The following is a 16,391-nucleotide window of genomic DNA, read 5'->3' as shown; positions in this document are numbered from 1 at the left end:
GCATCCTCACCAGGCCGATACCACTGGAAACTGACGCACGAACGCAGGTTGGTCGCCACCCACAGTATCCCTTGCGGGAATTGCTCCCAGGGCGGATTTCATGCTGGGCATGTCGGCCAGGGATTCAAGTTTTCAAGTGTGTGATGGTGCTTCAAAAGGGGTGTACACGCCACCTTGGGTCATGTGTGCGTGGGGTCTTGCGCCACCGCTTCCAACTCGCTGGCCATCTGCTCCAGCAAGGGCAGTCGCGGATCATCAGGTGTAAGCCGCCGCGCGGCGCTCAGATAACGCCGCATCCTTGCCAGATAGCCCAGGTCCGCCCCGTAGGATTTTTGCATGAACAGGCCCAGGGCCTGAGCGGCACACAGGTGGAACACCGGACTCTGTGGGGCCTCACGGGCTCCGGTCTCGAATAGACGGATAGCCGATTCGTATTTTGCCTCCGCGAGAGCGCGCTGGCCCTCGTTGTATAGCTTGCGCAGGGCAGGATAGTTGACGATGGTGGCCAGTCGGTCATCCACACTCTGCGTGGGACGGCCACTCAGGGCACCCTGGCTGATCATCCTCAGCAGACCTCTAAAGGGCGAACCACCGTTGTCGTCAAGCGCTTGCGGAAGCGGCAGGGCGGTGGCCGCCTGAGGGGGGGCGGGTCGAACAATCAGGCTGTACATGATGGGGATTACGAACAAGGTCAGCACGGTGGAGACCAGCAGGCCCCAAACGATGGCGCTGGCCAGTGGCCCCCACATGAGGGATTGGCCGCCCAGCCCCACCGCCAGTGAGAACAGGCCCGCGATGGTGGTCACCGAGGTGATGATGATGGGGATGAAACGTCTCCGGGCGGCATAGAGGACTGCATGCATCAGGGGCATTCCGCCACGCAGTCGGTCATTGGCGGCAGAGATGAGGACAATGGCGTCGTTCACGGCGATGCCCGCCAGGGCGACGACTCCGTAGAGGGTGTACACGCTCAACGGTTGCTGGCTGATCAGCAATCCGATCAGTACCCCCGTAAGGGCCATGGGGACCACGGTCAGCACGATCAGAGGCTGCGTGTAACTGCGGAACTGGGTGCCCAGGATGAGATACACCAGCATCAGGCCCAACAGGAAGAGCCACATCAGTGCCTCGATGCTCTCAACGATGTCGTCAAAATCGCCGGTGAAATCCAGATCGATGTTGGGATGCAGGCTGGCGTAACGGGCATTCCATTCCCGCTGGATGGCGCGATGTACGCTGGCGGCATCTGTCAAGGATTCGTCCAGTTCGGATTCCACTGTGATGGCGCGTCTCAGGTTGAAGTGGCGGATGTTACCTTCGGCCCGGATGATTTCATGATCCACCAGTTGCCCCAATAGGATCGGGCGCCCGTCGGGCACGCTGATGGGTGTGTCCAGGAAACGGTCGATGTCTTCCACCGCCTCCACCTGGGCGCGCACGCGCACACCAATGCGTTCGCCACGATCCCGCATGGATGCGACCACTTCGCCATCCGTGAGGAGTCGCAGATCCCGTATGACATGGCCCGGATCCAGGCCAGCGCGCAGGATGGCATCCGGGTTGAGACGAACGGACAATTCCATGCCGCCGGCATAGGCGTCGTCCACCACATCATAGGTGCCGCGAATATCCCGGAGGATGCCCATGACACGGTCCGCTGCCACGCGAATGTCCTGCAGATCGTTGCCTCTTACCTTCACACTGACCGGGCGTCCCATAGGAGGGGCGCCGGCGATGCGGCGTTCCATCCAGATGGACTCCGGGCCTGGCACCCGCGCTGCGGCTTCGCGGACGGCTTCAATGATGTCGTCCACATCCCGGCCCGTCCGGGTTTGCGGATGCAGGCTCACCTGGATCTGACCCTTGGCGGCGCCGAACAGGCTCTCCGCGTTGGTGAACTGAATGCCTGCATAGCTGGCCTTGGAACGCAGTTCGCCCTCCCGGAATTCGTCGGCGATGGCTGATTCTACTGCCAGGGTGGTGGACAGACTTTTCTCCAGCGGTGTGCCCGCGGGCATTTCCACATTCACGAAGAACAGTCGGGCTGAATCTGTGGCGAAGAATTCGGTCCGGATTAGCCCCAGGGCCACGAACGCGAGCGCTAGGACCAGCAGGCCGGTGAACAGGCTCAACGTCGTCTTGGGGCGCCGTAGGGCCTTGGTCAGCACTCGTCCATAGCGCACCCGCGCCCTTCGGACCAGCCTGGATCGCAGGCGACCGGAGCGGGAGAATCGATCCGCTTGGGGGCGGGAGGCGGCAATATGGCTGGGCAGGATCCAGAAGGCTTCCACCAGGCTGAGCACCAAAGCCACAGCGACCACGATGGGGGCAACCTTCATGAACTCGCCCAGCACGCCGGGTACGAGCATCAGGGGCAGGAAGGCTGCGATGGTGGTGAGGACCGCGGCGGTGACCGGAGCGGCCACCTCGCGCAGTGCGTCCATGGCCGCGTCCATGGCGGACATGCCCTCTTGCAACCGCCGGTGAATCGCCTCGGCTACCACCACGGTGTCATCCACCAGCATGCCTAGCACGATCATCAGGCCGAGCAGGACGATCACATTGAGCGTCTGTCCGATCAGCCCGAGAAACAGGAAGGTGCCGGCAATGACGAACACCAGGCTGAAACAGGTGGCAAAGGCGATGCGTGAGCCCAGGAGCAGCCAAGTGGTGATGAGTACCAGTAGCAGGCCGATGGCCGCATTGCGCTGCATGGTGCCGATAGCTTGACGGGTGACCAAGGTCTGGTCGTCCAGTAACACCATCTGAACGCCGGTGATGGGGCTGGCGCGTTCATTGTAATCGGTCAGGTAATCGCGAATCCGGTCGAGGAATTCCAGTTCATTGGCATCGTCCTGCTTGAAGACCGGCAGCAGGACGGCGGGGCCGCCCAGGTAACGGGCCAGGTCATCGGCGTCTTCCCGTCCACGTACCACCTCGGCAACGCTGCGCAGGGGGATTTCCCCATGTGCCGAGAGCAGGGGTATGTCGGCCAGATATTCAGGGTCATTTTCCGTGCCTTGCAGACGCACCAGCCACTCCTGATCTCCCAGGCCCACCGTGCCCGCCGCCAGGTCACGGAAGTAGGTGCTGACGGTCTGCGCCAGCACAGATGGGGTCAGCCCCAGGCCCACCAGTTCGTCCGGATCAAACAGCACCTGAAGTTCAGGGTCCCTAAGTCCCACAGGTTCAACCCGATCAGTGCCGGGCAGTCTCTCCAGGTCCTGCTGGATGCGCTGCGCCTGAAAGCGCAGATTCTCATCATCATCCAGCCCAACCACTGCGATCATGGTGGTGGGGTAGGCATTGGCACTGCTGACGGTGGTGATCGTGGGTCGGCGTGCCTCGTCGGGCAGATCACCCTCCACATTCTGGATTTCACGATGAAGATCGTTGATGCGCTCATCCACCTCACGCTCGCTCATGTCTTCCAAGCGCAACATGATGAGCGACACGTCCCGCTGGCTGATGCTGGAAATGAAGCGGATATCGGGGACACGCTCTACCGCTTCCTCCAGAACATCAGTGACCTGCCGCTCCACATCCGCGGCGGAGGCTCCGGGCATGATGGTCTGAATGTTTACCCAGTTGAGGTTGACGGTCGGGTCCTGCTGTCTGGGCAACTGAAAATACGAGACGACGCCAATGATCAGGATGGCGAGAAATATTGCGTTGGCCAGAAAGTGGTTTTCCAGGAAGCGGCGATACATGCAGGCCCCCGGTCAGCGCTCGATGATGCGCACGGGGTCGCCATCGCGCAGGCCAAAGCGTCCATCGTAGATGAGTCTTGCTTCATCAGGGAGATCCAGGGGCGGCGGTTGCCCTTCTCGTACGCCGGGGGTCGAGATGAATCGCGCCCGGTCCTCCTCTTCCACGAACACGCCCAACATGTCATCCCGACGCACCAGCAGATCGGCCGGGGCATGGCGCCGATCCGACACCCATTCGATCCGCCCCACCTGGCCGGGGCGGGCGGCCTCTTCGGTGAACACGAAGCGCACATCCACGCTGCGCAATCGTTGATCAACCATGGGAGAGATGGCACGCAACTCCACCGGGTAATGCTTACTGGCTGCCACAAAACGGATGGATCCAGCGGCTTCAAGGGCGGGTAGGTCCCGTTGCTGAATGTCGCCGCTCACCTCCAGGTCCCGGGCGTCGAGAATCCGGGCGATGGGGGTGCCTGCCTGAACCAGTTCACCCGTGCTGGCCAGTCGTTCGGTAATAACCGCATCGAACGGGGCCCGGATCTGGCAATGATTGACGCGTCGCTGGGTAGCGCGACTCGCGGCCTCCAGACGTAAAACCTCGGCGCGGGTGCGCGAGGCCTGAGCCTGTCGTTCGTTGAGCACCTCGGCGGATACTGCCTGACGGCGAGCCAGTTCCTGAGCCCGCTCAAGCTGAAACTGAGCGAATTCAGCGTCGGCCCGCGCCGCCTGCGTCATGGCTCTGGCCTGTTGCAGATCCAGCGCATGCTCGTCGCAGTCCAGTCGCGCCAGTAACGTCCCGGACTCGACTTCGTCCCCGACGCGTACCGGCATCTCCTGCACGACTCCATGGATTTCGGCACTCACGCGGGTGTCGTTCAGGCTGATGGTGGTAGCTGGTGCGCTGCGCACTGGGTGAAAGCCCACCGCTTCCAGTGTTCGGATGGTCACCGGTCGTGGATCGGCCCCGAAGGCTGCTTGGGGCAGGGCCAGCAGGCACAGCAACAGCACCAGAGAGCCTGATATCCGCAGCCTGAACCCGGCGTATTGACCTGTCCGCATGGCGCCCCTCGCGATCTGGCGAGATCTTTGGAATTGCCCTGGATGATACACCATCATCCGGTTCGCGCACGGGTGTTGGTCTTGCATCCTTGCTGCGGGTGTTCAGTGGCATTATGTTCGTGGGAGTGGCGTGGCGCATCGTTCTGCCGCTGCTCAGCACATACTTCAGAGTGACCCGACATTGTCGAAAACAGATAGCCTTCACGCCGAGTCCCCCATGACCCTGCTGATCACAGGGGGCGCGGGTTTCATTGGTTCCGCCGTGGTGCGCCACTTGATCCAAAAAACACCGCATACCGTGGTCAATCTGGATTGCCTGACCTATGCGGGCAACCCGGATTCGGTGGTGGCGGTGGCCAAGGACCCACGATATTTCTTCGAACCCGTGGATATCTGCGATGTGGACCAGGTCCAGCGGGTCTTCTCTAAGCACCGACCGGATCGGGTGATGCACCTGGCGGCCGAGTCCCACGTGGACCGTTCCATCGAGGGTCCAGCGGCCTTCGTACAAACGAACGTGGTTGGGACGCAGGTTTTGCTGGAGGTGGCCCGCCGCTACTGGGGTGACCTGGACGCCCCGGCACGGTCTGCTTTCCGGTTCCATCATGTATCCACCGATGAGGTCTATGGCAGCCTGGGACCCGAGGGCTTTTTCACCGAGGACACGCCCTACCAGCCCAACTCTCCCTATTCCGCCAGCAAGGCGGCCTCCGATCATCTGGTAAGGGCCTGGCATCACACGTACGGGCTTCCTGTAGTGACTTCCAATTGCTCCAACAACTATGGCCCTTACCAGTTCCCGGAAAAGCTCATTCCGCACATGATCCTCAATGCCCTGGCGGGCCAGCCACTGCCGGTCTATGGCGACGGGGCCAATGTTCGGGATTGGCTATACGTGCAGGATCACGTGGAAGCGCTGCTGGTGGTTCTATTCAATGGAAGGGTGGGAGAGACCTACAATATCGGCGGGCACAATGAGCGCAGCAACCTGGAAGTGGTCACTGCGCTGTGCGACCTTCTGGACGATCGACTGCCCGATGCGCCGGCAAGGCCGCACCGGTCGTTGATCCAGTTTGTTCAGGATCGGCCGGGGCATGATCGCCGCTATGCCATTGATGCCGGCAAGATCCAGAGTGAACTGGGCTGGACGCCACGAGAAACCTTCGAAACGGGGCTGTCGCGAACAGTGGACTGGTATCTGGAAAACCGACCCTGGTGGGAACGGGTGCTGTCCGGAGCCTATCGCCTGGAGAGGCTGGGTGGACAGTAGGCCCGGCGTGGCAAGCGGGTATGCAGGAACACATTCATTGATGACGGAGGCAAGGCATGGCGGCGCAACATCACGAAGGAACCACCGGCGGGGCACGGCGGGGCATCATACTGGCCGGTGGTTCGGGCACCCGTCTGTATCCGGTCACTCAGGCTGTGTCGAAGCAGCTTCTGCCCATTTACGACAAGCCCATGATCTACTACCCGCTGAGTGTGCTGATGCTCTCGGGCATTCGGGAAATCCTGATCATTTCCACGCCGCAGGACACGCCCCGCTTCGAGCAGTTGCTGGGCGACGGCGGCCAATGGGGGCTGGAAATCTCCTATGCGGTGCAACCCAGGCCTGAGGGCATCGCTCAGGCCTTTCTCATCGGAGAAACCTTTCTGGCCGGGCGGCCATGTGCGCTTATTCTGGGTGACAACGTGTTCTATGGGCAGGATCTCAGTGCACAGTTGCGTCGTGCCGCGAGTCGGGAAACGGGTGCCACCGTCTTTGCCTATCCGGTGCGCGACCCGGAGCGCTACGGGGTACTGGAGTTTGACGAGGTCGGAAAGGTGCTCAGCATCGAGGAAAAGCCGGCCAGGCCCAAGAGCCGTTATGCGGTGACCGGCCTGTATTTTTATGATGAGCAGGTGGTGTCACATGCCCGGGCGCTGACACCCTCGGCGCGGGGGGAACTCGAGATCACCGATCTCAATTGTCGTTACATGGAGGCCGGTGCCCTGTCGGTGGAGATCTTCGGCCGCGGCCTGGCCTGGTTGGATACGGGCACTCACGAATCCCTGCTGGAGGCGTCCACCTTTGTGGAAACGCTGGAGAAGCGGCAAGGCCTCAAGGTGGCCTGTCCCGAGGAGATTGCCTTTCGCCGGGGATATATCGATCTGGACCAGCTGAAGGCCCAGGCCGAACGCTTGGGCAAGAGCAGCTACGCGGATTACCTGCATCGCATTGCCCACGAGAGGGTGTTTTGATGGAGGTCATACCCACGCCGATTTCGGATCTTTACGTGCTTGAACCGCGGGTGTTCGGCGATGATCGAGGGTTTTTCTTCGAGAGCTATAACGCGCGGGCTTTCGAGAGGGCCACGGGCCGCCGGCCAGAGTTTGTCCAGGACAACCATTCCCGGTCCCGCCGCGGCGTATTGCGTGGATTGCACTATCAGCTGGGTTGTCCGCAGGGCAAGCTGGTGAGGGTGGCCCATGGTGTCGTCTTCGATGTGGCCGTGGATCTGCGGCGATCCTCGTCCACCTTTGGCCAATGGTTCGGCGTTGAATTGTCGGGTGACAACAAGCGGCAGCTCTGGGTCCCGGAAGGCTTTGCCCACGGTTTTCTGGTGCTGTCGGAGAGCGCGGATTTCTTGTACAAGACCACCGACTTTTACGCCCCAGAGGAGGAGCGTTGCATCCGGTTTGACGATCCGGACCTCGGGATCGACTGGCCGGCCGTGGATGCCGTCAATCTGTCCGACAAGGATCGGGCCGGGGCGCTCTTTCGCGAGGCCGAGGTGTTCCCGTGAGTCAAAGTGTTCGTGTCCTTGTCACTGGTGCTGGCGGGCAACTGGGCCGTGAGTTGCTCCACCATGCCCCCGCGACGGTTGAGGTGGTGGCGTGCAGTCGGCAGGATCTGGATATCGCGGACCACCGAGCCGTGATGGACAGGGTGCAGGGAGAGTCGCCCGACTGGATCATCAATGCGGCCGCTTATACTGCGGTGGATCGTGCCGAATCGGAGCCTGATCTGGCCTGGACGATCAATGCTGAGGCGCCGGGGTGGCTTGCCGAGGCGGCAGGCAAGGTGGGGGCGCGATTGATCCAGGTGTCCACCGACTACGTGTTCAGCGGGGAAGATCCCCGGCATCATGCCGTGGGTGACCCTCCTTCTCCAATCAATGTCTACGGGCGCACCAAGCTGGAGGGGGAACGGCGTGTACTGGCTGTGCTTGAAGATGGCGTGATCGTTCGGACGGCCTGGGTGTATTCCCGTTACGGCTACAATTTCGTCAAGACCATGCTGCGGTTGATGGCCGAGAGAGATGAACTGAGGGTTGTCGTCGATCAGTTGGGTACCCCCACCTGGGCGCGCGGGCTGGCTCAGACGTTATGGTCTTTGGTCACGGATTCGGGTTCTCCGCCAGCCAGAGGAATCTATCATTGGACTGATGCAGGCGTTGCCAGTTGGTATGACTTTGCCGTGGCAATTCAGGAAGAGTCTTTGGGAATGGGGCTGCTTTCCCGGCGGATCCCCCTTATCCCCATTGCGACATCGGCGTATCCCACGCCCGCGCGAAGGCCCATGTGCTCGCTTCTGGAAAAATCCCGCATCCATAGGGAGCGTGGTCTGGTTCCAGAGCATTGGCGTGTGGGGCTTCGGGGCATGTTGCGTGATCATTGAATGTCTGGAATATGGTGTGTGTCCCCCGTGGTGTGCTTCCCCCCAGCCATTCCACGGTTCGGCCGCCTCCTCAACGGTGTTCCTCACACGCCCCTCAAGGCGTATGCTCACGTATCACAGGATGAGAACTTCCTCACACGATGCGGGGTGCGGCCTGTGTGGTTCTTTTGCCCATGCACCCTCTTCGGTCGAGGAATCCAACGAGAGCATGTCAGAGGGCCAGGAAGGCCCGTCGGTCGATTGAGCAACACTTGAGGGTGTCACCATGGAACAGAAGCATCTCACCAAATATGTAAGACTGGCGATCGCAGGGTTGCTGGTCTCGGGAACGGTCTTTTTGGCTGGTTGTGGGCAGACCAGCTACACGGAAGAGGAGCGCCTTGAGCGCGCCCGGGATTATCTGGCCACCGGCGAGGTGCGTGCCAGCATCATTGAATATCGCAATCTGCTGCAGGAAAACCCCGATCATATCGATGCCCGCTGGGAACTGGGGCGGGTTCACCTGGAAATCGGTGAGCCGGCAGCGGCGCTGTCGGAGTTTCGCCGGGCACACTCCCTGGGCTGGGATGACCCCGAATCGGTCATCTACATGGCCCGGGCGCGCCTGATGCAGGGGGAATTCCAGACCGTGCGGGCGCAATTGCAGGCCCATGAGGCCAACGAATTTGAAGATCCACTGGAATTTCACCTGCTGCTGGCCCGTGCCCATCTGGGGGTGAATGATCCGGAGGCGGCAGTCGCGGAACTGGAAGCGGGGCTGGAACTGGATCCGGCCCACGCACCTTCCCTGACGACCCTCGCCCAGGTGCGGGCCCTGCAGGGGGATATCGATCGGGCCAAGGCGCTGCTGGCCGAGGCCCTGGCGGAGGATCCGCGGCATGCGCCGGCCTGGTCGCTCTCCGGTGACATTCACCGCAGCGAGGGCAATCTGGACGAGGCCGCCGAGGCCTATACCCGGGTGATCGAGTCGGCGCCCAACCCCTACATGGGCCATTTCAATCGGGCCCTCACTCGTGTGGCCCAGCAATCCTTCGATGACGCCCGGGACGATTTGAAAGCCCTCCGGGAACTGGGCCCGGAACTGCCTGCCACCTCGTATATCAGCGGTCTGCTCAGCTTCCATGACCAGGATCACCGGGCGGCGGTGAGCTCCCTGGAGGAAACGCTGCGCCGCAATCCGGATTATCTGCCGGCCCGCTTCTTCGCCGGCGCCAGTCATTTTGCCCTGGGCAACACCCAGCAGGCCGATACCCACCTGTCCCGCTACGTGCGTGGCAACCCGGAATCGTCGGCAGGCAATCGCCTGCTGGCCGCCGTGCGCATGCAAAGTGGCCAGGTGGACGATGCCGAAGCCCTGCTCCAGCGTGTGCTGGCCGAGGATGAGGCGGACCGGGTGGCGCTGGAGTTGATGGCAGGCGTGCATGCTTCTCGGGGGGATACCCAGGCCAGTATCGATTTGATGCGTCAGCGGGTGGATCTGGATCCCGACTCCTTGCAGGCCCGGATGAATCTGGCCCGAGCCCTCATGCAGGGGGGTGATCGGGTGGGTGGCCTTCGGGAGTTGGAGGCCATCAGCGAAATGGCCCCCGAAGCTGAAGGCCTTGAACTGGCGGGTGTGGTGCGCATGCTCGAAGAGCGACAGTTCGATCAGGCGCTGAGCAAGGCCGACGACTTCGCTGAAAAAAATCCCGACGCGCCTTCCATTCAGAACCTGAGGGCCATAGCCCTGTTCGGCCTGGGCCGCACCGAAGATGGGGTGGCGGCCTTTGAGGAGGCCCGTCGGCTGGATCCGGGTAACGTGACGGCCACCCGTAACCTGGCCATGCTGAAACTGCGCATGGAGGGCGTGGATGAGGCCCGTGAGGTGCTGGAGTCCGGCCTTCAGGCCAACCCGGAGAATGTGCGCCTGCTGATGCTCATGGCCGAGTTCGAGGTGGAGCAGGGTGAAGCCGCCGAGGCCGGGCAGTACCTGCAGCGGGCCGTGGAGGCCGGGCCGGATACCCTTGAGCCGCGCATCGTGCTGGCCCGCTATCGTCTGCAAACGGGTGAGCCGGAGGCGGCGCTGACAGTGCTGGAAGGGGTTGGCGAGCTGCATGGGGACAACGCCGCCGTGCTGGAGGTGTTGTCCATGGCCCAGGTCTCGGCCGGCCGGCTTGACCAGGGCATCACGACCTTGCGTCGCTTGGCCGAGTTGCGGCCGGATTCGCCGGAGGTGCATTTCCGCCTGGCCGTGGCTCAGGGGCAGGCGGAGCGTCTGGGCGAAGCCCGTCGTTCCCTGGAGCGGGTGCTGGAGCGGGACGAGAACCATGCCGGTGGGCTGCTTACGCTGGCTCGTCTCGAGCGCCAGGAGGGGCGTGAGGATCAGGCCATGCGCCTGGCGCAGCGCATGCAGAACCTGGATGCCACCCGGGCCGTGGGGTATCTCATGGAAGGGGATATCCGGGCGGCACGGGGGGATTATGCCGAGGCGGCTCGCGCCTATGAGTCTTCCTACGAGGCGCAGGTGTCCAGCGAGGTGGCCATGAAGCGCTTCGAGGTCAAGCGTCGCGCCGGCGATGATGCCGGGGCCCGCCAGCAGATGCGGGCGCACCTGGAGGATTTCCCTCAGGATCACCAGTCACGCATGATGCTGGCGACCACGGTGCTGGGTGCCGGCGACCTCTCGGCGGCCCGGGAGGACTACGAGATCCTGGTGGAGCAGTTCCCCGAGAATCCCATCGTGCTCAACAACCTCTCCTATATCTATCAGCGCCAGGGGGACGAGCGTTCACTGGATCTGGCGCAGCGGGCGCACGAAATCTTGCCGGACAACCCGAGTATCAAGGACACCCTGGGCATGGCCATGCTGGATCACGGTGACCGGTCCCGTGCCCTGGAGTTGATCCGCGAGGCCCGCGAGGCCGCACCCGATGAGGCCGCCATCAGCTATCACTACGCCGTGGCTCTGGAGCGAAATGGCCGTTCGGACGAGGCTGCATCGGTCTTGCGCGAATTGCTGGCCGAGGCCGGGGAGTTCTCCGAGCGTCAGGAGGCAGAAGAGTTGTTGAGTCGACTGGAGTCATGAAGCAGCGAGGTGTAACGCGACCGATCGCCACTGGCAAAGGAAGGCTGGTGGAGATCGTCACCGGTGTCGGCGCGGAAGACCATGATGCGCTCTTGGCGGTCGTGCGCTATGGCCTTCCCGCTTCAGTGATCAGGCTTCTGGAAGCAGCCTATGGGGTGACCCAGGCAGAAATCTCAGTGGCGTTGCGTATTCCGCGGACCACGCTGAATCGACGGCTCAGACAGAATGAGAGACTTACGGCGGATGAGTCTGAAAGGGTGATACGGTTGGCACGAATCAAGGATCTGGCGTCGGGTATGATGCATGGCGACGATGAGGCTGCGACAGTTTGGCTGCGTATGCCTAGAGAGGTTCTGGGGGGCGAAGCCCCCATGGTGCGGGCTACTACCGAAATTGGCGCGCGAGATGTGGAGGACCTGATTGGGAGGATTCAAAACGGGGTGTTTGGCTGATTTTCGCACCGCGCTGGCGAGGTCCCAGGCTGGTTGGAGTTGTCACCCCAACTCATACTGCCGCAATTTCTTCCTCAAAGTCCCCCGGTTCAGCCCCAGATACTGAGCGGCGCGGCTCTGGTTGCCGTCGCAGTGGCGGAGTACGCATTCCAGCAGGGGGCGCTCCACTTCCTCGATCACCATCCGGTAGAGGTTGTCCGGTTCGTGGCCGTCGAGCTTGGCGAAGTATTCCGTCAGGGCCTGTTCCACGGCCACGGCCAGGGTTTCGCTTTCCTGGGTCCTGTCCACGATGGGCTGGTTCATGCCGCCATGTCCTCGCCTTGGCAAAGCGCCTGAAAATAGGCGTCCAGTAACTCACGCTGGGCAGCGCGGGTGGGGGCTCGCAGGATGTGGGGGCGCACCTGCGCCGCGCCGGGGCGGTCGGCCAGGTACCAGCCGATGTGCTTTCTTGCCACGCGCACGCCCACCGACTCCCCATAGAATTCGTACAGGGCATCCAGATGTTCGTTCATGATCGCCCGAACCTCCCGCAGCCCCGGTTCGGGCGGGATCTCCCCGGTGGCCAGGGTGTGGGCGATGCGCTGGAAGATCCAGGGCCGGCCCTGGGCGCCGCGGCCGATCATCAGGGCGTCGGCACCGGTGACTTCACGCGCGTGAAGTGCTTCTTCAGGGCTGCGGATGTTGCCATTGGCGATCACGGGGATCTGCACGGTCTGCTTTACCTGGGCAATCCCGGCGTAATCCACCGGGTCGCTGTAGCGGCAGGCGCCGGTGCGGCCGTGCACGGCCAGGGCCTGGATGCCGCTGTCCTCGGCGATGCGGGCGATCACTGGGGCGTTGAGATGATCCCGGTCGATGCCCAGACGGATCTTCAGGGTGACCGGCACGGACGAGGCGCCTACCACGGCTGCCAGGATTTGCCGCACCCGGTCCTCATCTCCCAGCAGGGCCGCTCCAGCGGCGCGGTTGACCACCTTCTTTGCAGGACAGCCCATGTTGATGTCGATGATCTGGGCGCCGCGCTCGATGGCACCCTCGGTGGCCCGGGCCATCATGGTGGGGTCGTAGCCAGCAATCTGCACACTGCGCGGGCCTTGCTCACCGCGTTGATCCAGACGCAGGCGGGACTTGTCGGTGGTCCACAGCCGGGTATCCGAATGCACCATCTCCGAGACGGCCAGGCCGGCGCCCAGGCGTCGGCAGAGTTGACGGAACGGTCGGTCGGTGATGCCGGCCATGGGGGCCAGGATCAGCGGGGTGTCCAGGGTGTGGGGTCCGATCTGCATGAGTCCAGGGGGCCTTGGGAAGCACGGGCGTGCGACGGACCGCCCATGATACCCACGGCGCTGCAGCGGTTAAAGCTTGACTCAGAGGAATCGGAACTCAAAGGCCACGGCGTCACCCCCCGGGTCTTTCAATTCAAGCCGGAGTTCGGCGCTCTGGCCTGCCGGAATGGGGGGAGTCGGGCCGGGCAGATAGTCCAGTGGCTGGAAGCGACGGGCGGCCAGGGGGCGGCCCATCACGTCCATGAAGGTGAGTTCCACCACCGGGTGGGGCTGGGCGAATCCGGCGCGATTCTCGATGAGGGCCGTCACCATGAGGGCGTCGGGCTGGCCCGGGTGGCTGGCCACCTGGCGCTGGGCGATGCGCAGGGCGGCCAGGTCGCGGCGGTCCGGTAGCTGGCAGTCGAGCGGGGTGCAGGCGGCGCGCACCCAGGGCTCCAGGGGTTCCATGGTCAGGAGTTGATAGCGCTCCTGATAGGCCACCTGGGCGCCCAGCAGCAGGATCAGCATCAGGCAGGCGCTGCCCCAGGCCAGGGTGCGGGCGGTGCTGCGTCTCCGGGTGCCCGAGCGTTCCAGATCCTCGCGCAGGGCATGAGGAATGCCAGGGTCCGTGGTCGAATCCAGCTCGTTGGATACGGGGGGGAAGACGTCTTCGAAAGGGCTGCTGGTCTGGCCGAGGGGCACCGCCGGGCGCGGTTGTCCGGGGCGGTGGGTGTCGTCGTAGCGTTGCACGCCAAAGGCGTTGGGGTTGAGGGCGCGACGCCGGGGGCGGGGCGGGTCTTCCGGAGTGTTGGTGTCGTCGGTCATGGTCCGGGGCGCCTTGTTCGCGGCCAGGGCCGCTCCCACGAGGGGCGGTTGTATTCCGGGGGGATTGTTTCGCGGGCCTGGGCCGCTCCTACAGATGGATCCTGTTATTGCCGACGGGTGCCCTCCAGGAGGGTCCAGCCGTCCTGCTGGTCGGCGATACGCATCTCGAACCAGCGTTCGTAGCATGACATCAGATCATTGGCCTGGCGGTCCAGCAGGCCGGCCAGGATGATCTGGCCGCCGGGGCGGGTGCGACCACCCAGGGCCGGGGCCAGGGTCATCAGCGGGCTGGCCAGGATGTTGGCCAGGGTCAGGTCAAAGCGGGCATCTTCGGGGAGGATGTCCGGCAGGCCGGTGATCAGTTTCTCGTCCGGGATCTCGTTGCGCTGGGCATTCTCCCGGGTGGCCGTCATGGCCTGGGGGTCGATGTCCACGGCCCAGGTGCTGGCCGCCCCCAGTTTCAGGGCGCCAATGGCCAGGATGCCGGAGCCGCAGCCATAGTCCAGCACCTCCCGGTCCTTGGGCGGGTGGGCATCCAGCCAGCGCAGGCACATGGCCGTGGTGGGGTGGGTGCCGGTGCCAAAGGCCAGGCCCGGGTCCAGGCGGATGTTCACGGCGTCGGCATCCGGGGTGTCGTGCCAGGTGGGCACGATCCACAGGCGCTGGCCAAAGCGGATGGGATGAAAGTCATCCATGCAGGCCCGCACCCAGTCACGATCCGGCAGCACCTCATGGTGGATGCGCGAGGCGTCCATGTTCAGTTCCGCCGCCAGGATGCGGGTGATTTCATTCAGATCGGTCTCGGGCTGAAACAGCCCGGTCACCAGCAGGTCCGGCCACAGGGGTTCCTCACCGGGCAGCGGCTCCAGCAGGGGCACATCCCCGGCGTCGCGGAGCATCACCGAGACCGCCCCATGGCCCAGCAGGGCATCCTCGACGGCTTCAGTCTGTTCCGCCGTGGCGGGGAGGGTGATCTGGATCATCGGTCGGTCTCGTGCACTGCGTGAATGGAGCTCAAAGCTTGAGCTTCTTCTCCAGGTAATGGATGTCCGTGCCGCCATTCTGGAAGGACACATCGGCCAGCAGATCCCGGTGCAAGGGGATGTTGGTCTTGATGCCCTCCACCACGATCTCCGACAAGGCCCCGCGCATGCGAGCGATGGCGATGTCACGGGTGGCGCCAAAGGTGACCAGCTTGCCGATCATGGAGTCGTAATACGGTGGCACCTTGTAGCCGTTGTAGATATGGGTGTCCACCCGCACCCCGGGGCCGCCGGGGGCATGATACTGGGTGATGGTGCCGGGGGAGGGCATGAAGGTGGCCGGATCCTCGGCGTTGATGCGGCATTCGATGGAATGGCCGCGGATCTGCACTTCCTCCTGGCTGATGCTCAGGGGGTGTCCCGCGGCCACCATGATCTGTTCGCGGACGATGTCCAGGCCGGTGACCATCTCCGTGACCGGGTGCTCCACCTGCACGCGGGTGTTCATCTCGATGAAGAAGAACTCGCCATCCTCGTACAGGAACTCGAAGGTGCCGGCGCCCCGGTAACCGATGGTCCGGCAGGCCTCGGCGCAGCGTTCGCCGATGCGCTGGCGCTCCTCGTCGGTGATGCCGGGGGCCGGGGCCTCCTCGATCACCTTCTGGTGGCGGCGCTGCATGGAACAGTCCCGCTCGCCCAGGCTGATGGCGTTGCCGTGTTCGTCGGCGATCACCTGGAACTCCACATGGCGAGGTTTTTCCAGGTATTTCTCCATGTACACCACGGGGTTGTTGAAGGCAGAAGCGGCCTCGCTGCGGGTCAGGGAGATGGCATTGATCAGGGCGCCGTCGGAATGTACCACGCGCATGCCGCGCCCACCGCCGCCGCCGGCCGCCTTGATGATCACCGGGTAGCCGATCTTGCGGGCCAGTTCCAGGTTGGCTTCGGCGTCGTCCCCCAGGGCGCCGCCGGAGCCCGGCACACAGGGCACACCCGCTTTGAGCATGGCGTCCTTGGCGGACACCTTGTCGCCCATCAGGCGGATGGTGTCGGCCCGGGGGCCGATGAAGACAAAGCCGCTGGACTCCACTCGCTCGGCAAAATCGGCGTTCTCCGAGAGAAAGCCGTAGCCGGGGTGGATGGCCTCGGCATCGGTCACCTCGGCGGCACTGATGATGGCCGGGATGTTCAGGTAGCTCTCCCCGGAGCGGGCCGGGCCGATGCACACGGACTCGTCCGCCAGGCGCACATGCTTGAGGTCACGATCGGCCTCGGAGTGCACCGCCACGGTCTTGATGCCCATCTCGCGACAGGCGCGCAGGATGCGCAGGGCGATCTCGCCCCGATTGGCAATCAGTATCTTGTCGAACAT

At 63.5% G+C, this 16,391-nt stretch carries 13 protein-coding genes; 6 read left to right on the top strand and 7 right to left on the bottom strand.

The genetic code is table 11. The annotated features are described in order from the left end of the window. Window positions 1-179: 179 nt before the first annotated feature. Window positions 180-3,710 (bottom strand): efflux RND transporter permease subunit, encoded by a 3,531-nt coding sequence (locus LPW30_RS07865; RefSeq protein ID WP_239680540.1) that lies wholly within the window; start codon window positions 3,708-3,710, stop codon window positions 180-182. A 12-nt stretch (window positions 3,711-3,722) separates the two neighbouring features. Next, a complete protein-coding gene (locus tag LPW30_RS07860; protein ID WP_239680539.1) occupies window positions 3,723-4,769 on the bottom strand; it encodes an efflux RND transporter periplasmic adaptor subunit in 1,047 nt (348 codons plus the stop codon). A gap of 217 nt (window positions 4,770-4,986) precedes the next feature. Between LPW30_RS07860 and rfbB the strand changes: the two genes are divergently transcribed. The 6 genes from rfbB to parS all read left to right on the top strand — a co-directional run bounded on the left by rfbB (window position 4,987) and on the right by parS (window position 11,946). After that, the gene (gene rfbB / locus LPW30_RS07855) at window positions 4,987-6,039 is read left to right on the top strand and encodes a dTDP-glucose 4,6-dehydratase (RefSeq protein WP_239680538.1); all 1,053 of its coding nucleotides are present in this window, start codon (window positions 4,987-4,989) and stop codon (window positions 6,037-6,039) included. A gap of 56 nt (window positions 6,040-6,095) precedes the next feature. Next, a complete protein-coding gene (gene rfbA / locus LPW30_RS07850) occupies window positions 6,096-7,010 on the top strand; it encodes a glucose-1-phosphate thymidylyltransferase RfbA (protein WP_239680537.1) in 915 nt (304 codons plus the stop codon). Further along, window positions 7,010-7,555, top strand: coding sequence for a dTDP-4-dehydrorhamnose 3,5-epimerase (gene rfbC, locus LPW30_RS07845; protein ID WP_239680536.1), 546 nt, complete (start codon window positions 7,010-7,012; stop codon window positions 7,553-7,555). The genes rfbA and rfbC overlap by 1 nt, the downstream gene beginning before the upstream one ends. Continuing rightward, on the top strand, window positions 7,552-8,430 hold the full coding sequence (gene rfbD / locus LPW30_RS07840; protein WP_239680535.1) for a dTDP-4-dehydrorhamnose reductase: 879 nt from the start codon (window positions 7,552-7,554) through the stop codon (window positions 8,428-8,430). Before rfbC ends, rfbD begins: the two co-directional genes overlap by 4 nt. A gap of 265 nt (window positions 8,431-8,695) precedes the next feature. Further along, the gene (gene prsT / locus LPW30_RS07835) at window positions 8,696-11,494 is read left to right on the top strand and encodes an XrtA/PEP-CTERM system TPR-repeat protein PrsT (protein ID WP_239680534.1); all 2,799 of its coding nucleotides are present in this window, start codon (window positions 8,696-8,698) and stop codon (window positions 11,492-11,494) included. A gap of 47 nt (window positions 11,495-11,541) precedes the next feature. Continuing rightward, a complete protein-coding gene (gene parS / locus LPW30_RS07830) occupies window positions 11,542-11,946 on the top strand; it encodes a type II RES/Xre toxin-antitoxin system antitoxin (RefSeq protein WP_238624395.1) in 405 nt (134 codons plus the stop codon). A gap of 42 nt (window positions 11,947-11,988) precedes the next feature. Here the strand turns inward: parS and fis are convergent, their stop codons facing one another. From fis to accC, 5 genes are all read right to left on the bottom strand, one after another. Beyond that, window positions 11,989-12,249, bottom strand: a complete 261-nt coding sequence (gene fis / locus LPW30_RS07825) for a DNA-binding transcriptional regulator Fis (RefSeq protein ID WP_239680533.1) — start codon at window positions 12,247-12,249, stop codon at window positions 11,989-11,991. After that, a complete protein-coding gene (gene dusB / locus LPW30_RS07820) occupies window positions 12,246-13,232 on the bottom strand; it encodes a tRNA dihydrouridine synthase DusB (RefSeq protein WP_239680532.1) in 987 nt (328 codons plus the stop codon). Before dusB ends, fis begins: the two co-directional genes overlap by 4 nt. A gap of 81 nt (window positions 13,233-13,313) precedes the next feature. After that, window positions 13,314-14,036: a DUF3426 domain-containing protein gene (locus LPW30_RS07815; RefSeq protein WP_239680531.1), complete on the bottom strand. Its 723-nt coding sequence runs from the start codon at window positions 14,034-14,036 to the stop codon at window positions 13,314-13,316. Between the two features lie 104 nt (window positions 14,037-14,140). Further along, entirely contained in the window at window positions 14,141-15,019 is an 879-nt protein-coding gene (prmA, locus tag LPW30_RS07810; RefSeq protein ID WP_239680530.1) for a 50S ribosomal protein L11 methyltransferase, read from the bottom strand. Between the two features lie 31 nt (window positions 15,020-15,050). After that, the gene (accC, locus tag LPW30_RS07805) at window positions 15,051-16,391 is read right to left on the bottom strand and encodes an acetyl-CoA carboxylase biotin carboxylase subunit (RefSeq protein WP_025281485.1); all 1,341 of its coding nucleotides are present in this window, start codon (window positions 16,389-16,391) and stop codon (window positions 15,051-15,053) included.

Origin of the sequence: Ectothiorhodospira variabilis (assembly GCF_022227625.1) — a bacterium.
Taxonomy (GTDB): Bacteria; Pseudomonadota; Gammaproteobacteria; order Ectothiorhodospirales; family Ectothiorhodospiraceae; genus Ectothiorhodospira; species Ectothiorhodospira haloalkaliphila.
This window is presented reverse-complemented; position numbering and strand designations above follow the sequence as displayed.

Excerpts from the sequence above, each read along its gene's own strand:
- dusB (WP_239680532.1), bottom strand. The coding sequence starts at position 13,232 with ATGCAGATCGGACCCCACACCCTGGACACCCCGCTGATCCTGGCCCCC.
- prsT (WP_239680534.1), top strand. The coding sequence starts at position 8,696 with ATGGAACAGAAGCATCTCACCAAATATGTAAGACTGGCGATCGCAGGG.
- prmA (WP_239680530.1), bottom strand. The coding sequence starts at position 15,019 with ATGATCCAGATCACCCTCCCCGCCACGGCGGAACAGACTGAAGCCGTC.
- LPW30_RS07865 (WP_239680540.1), bottom strand. The coding sequence starts at position 3,710 with ATGTATCGCCGCTTCCTGGAAAACCACTTTCTGGCCAACGCAATATTT.
- fis (WP_239680533.1), bottom strand. The coding sequence starts at position 12,249 with ATGAACCAGCCCATCGTGGACAGGACCCAGGAAAGCGAAACCCTGGCC.
- rfbB (WP_239680538.1), top strand. The coding sequence starts at position 4,987 with ATGACCCTGCTGATCACAGGGGGCGCGGGTTTCATTGGTTCCGCCGTG.
- rfbA (WP_239680537.1), top strand. The coding sequence starts at position 6,096 with ATGGCGGCGCAACATCACGAAGGAACCACCGGCGGGGCACGGCGGGGC.
- accC (WP_025281485.1), bottom strand. The coding sequence starts at position 16,391 with ATGTTCGACAAGATACTGATTGCCAATCGGGGCGAGATCGCCCTGCGC.
- rfbC (WP_239680536.1), top strand. The coding sequence starts at position 7,010 with ATGGAGGTCATACCCACGCCGATTTCGGATCTTTACGTGCTTGAACCG.
- LPW30_RS07815 (WP_239680531.1), bottom strand. The coding sequence starts at position 14,036 with ATGACCGACGACACCAACACTCCGGAAGACCCGCCCCGCCCCCGGCGT.
- LPW30_RS07860 (WP_239680539.1), bottom strand. The coding sequence starts at position 4,769 with ATGCGGACAGGTCAATACGCCGGGTTCAGGCTGCGGATATCAGGCTCT.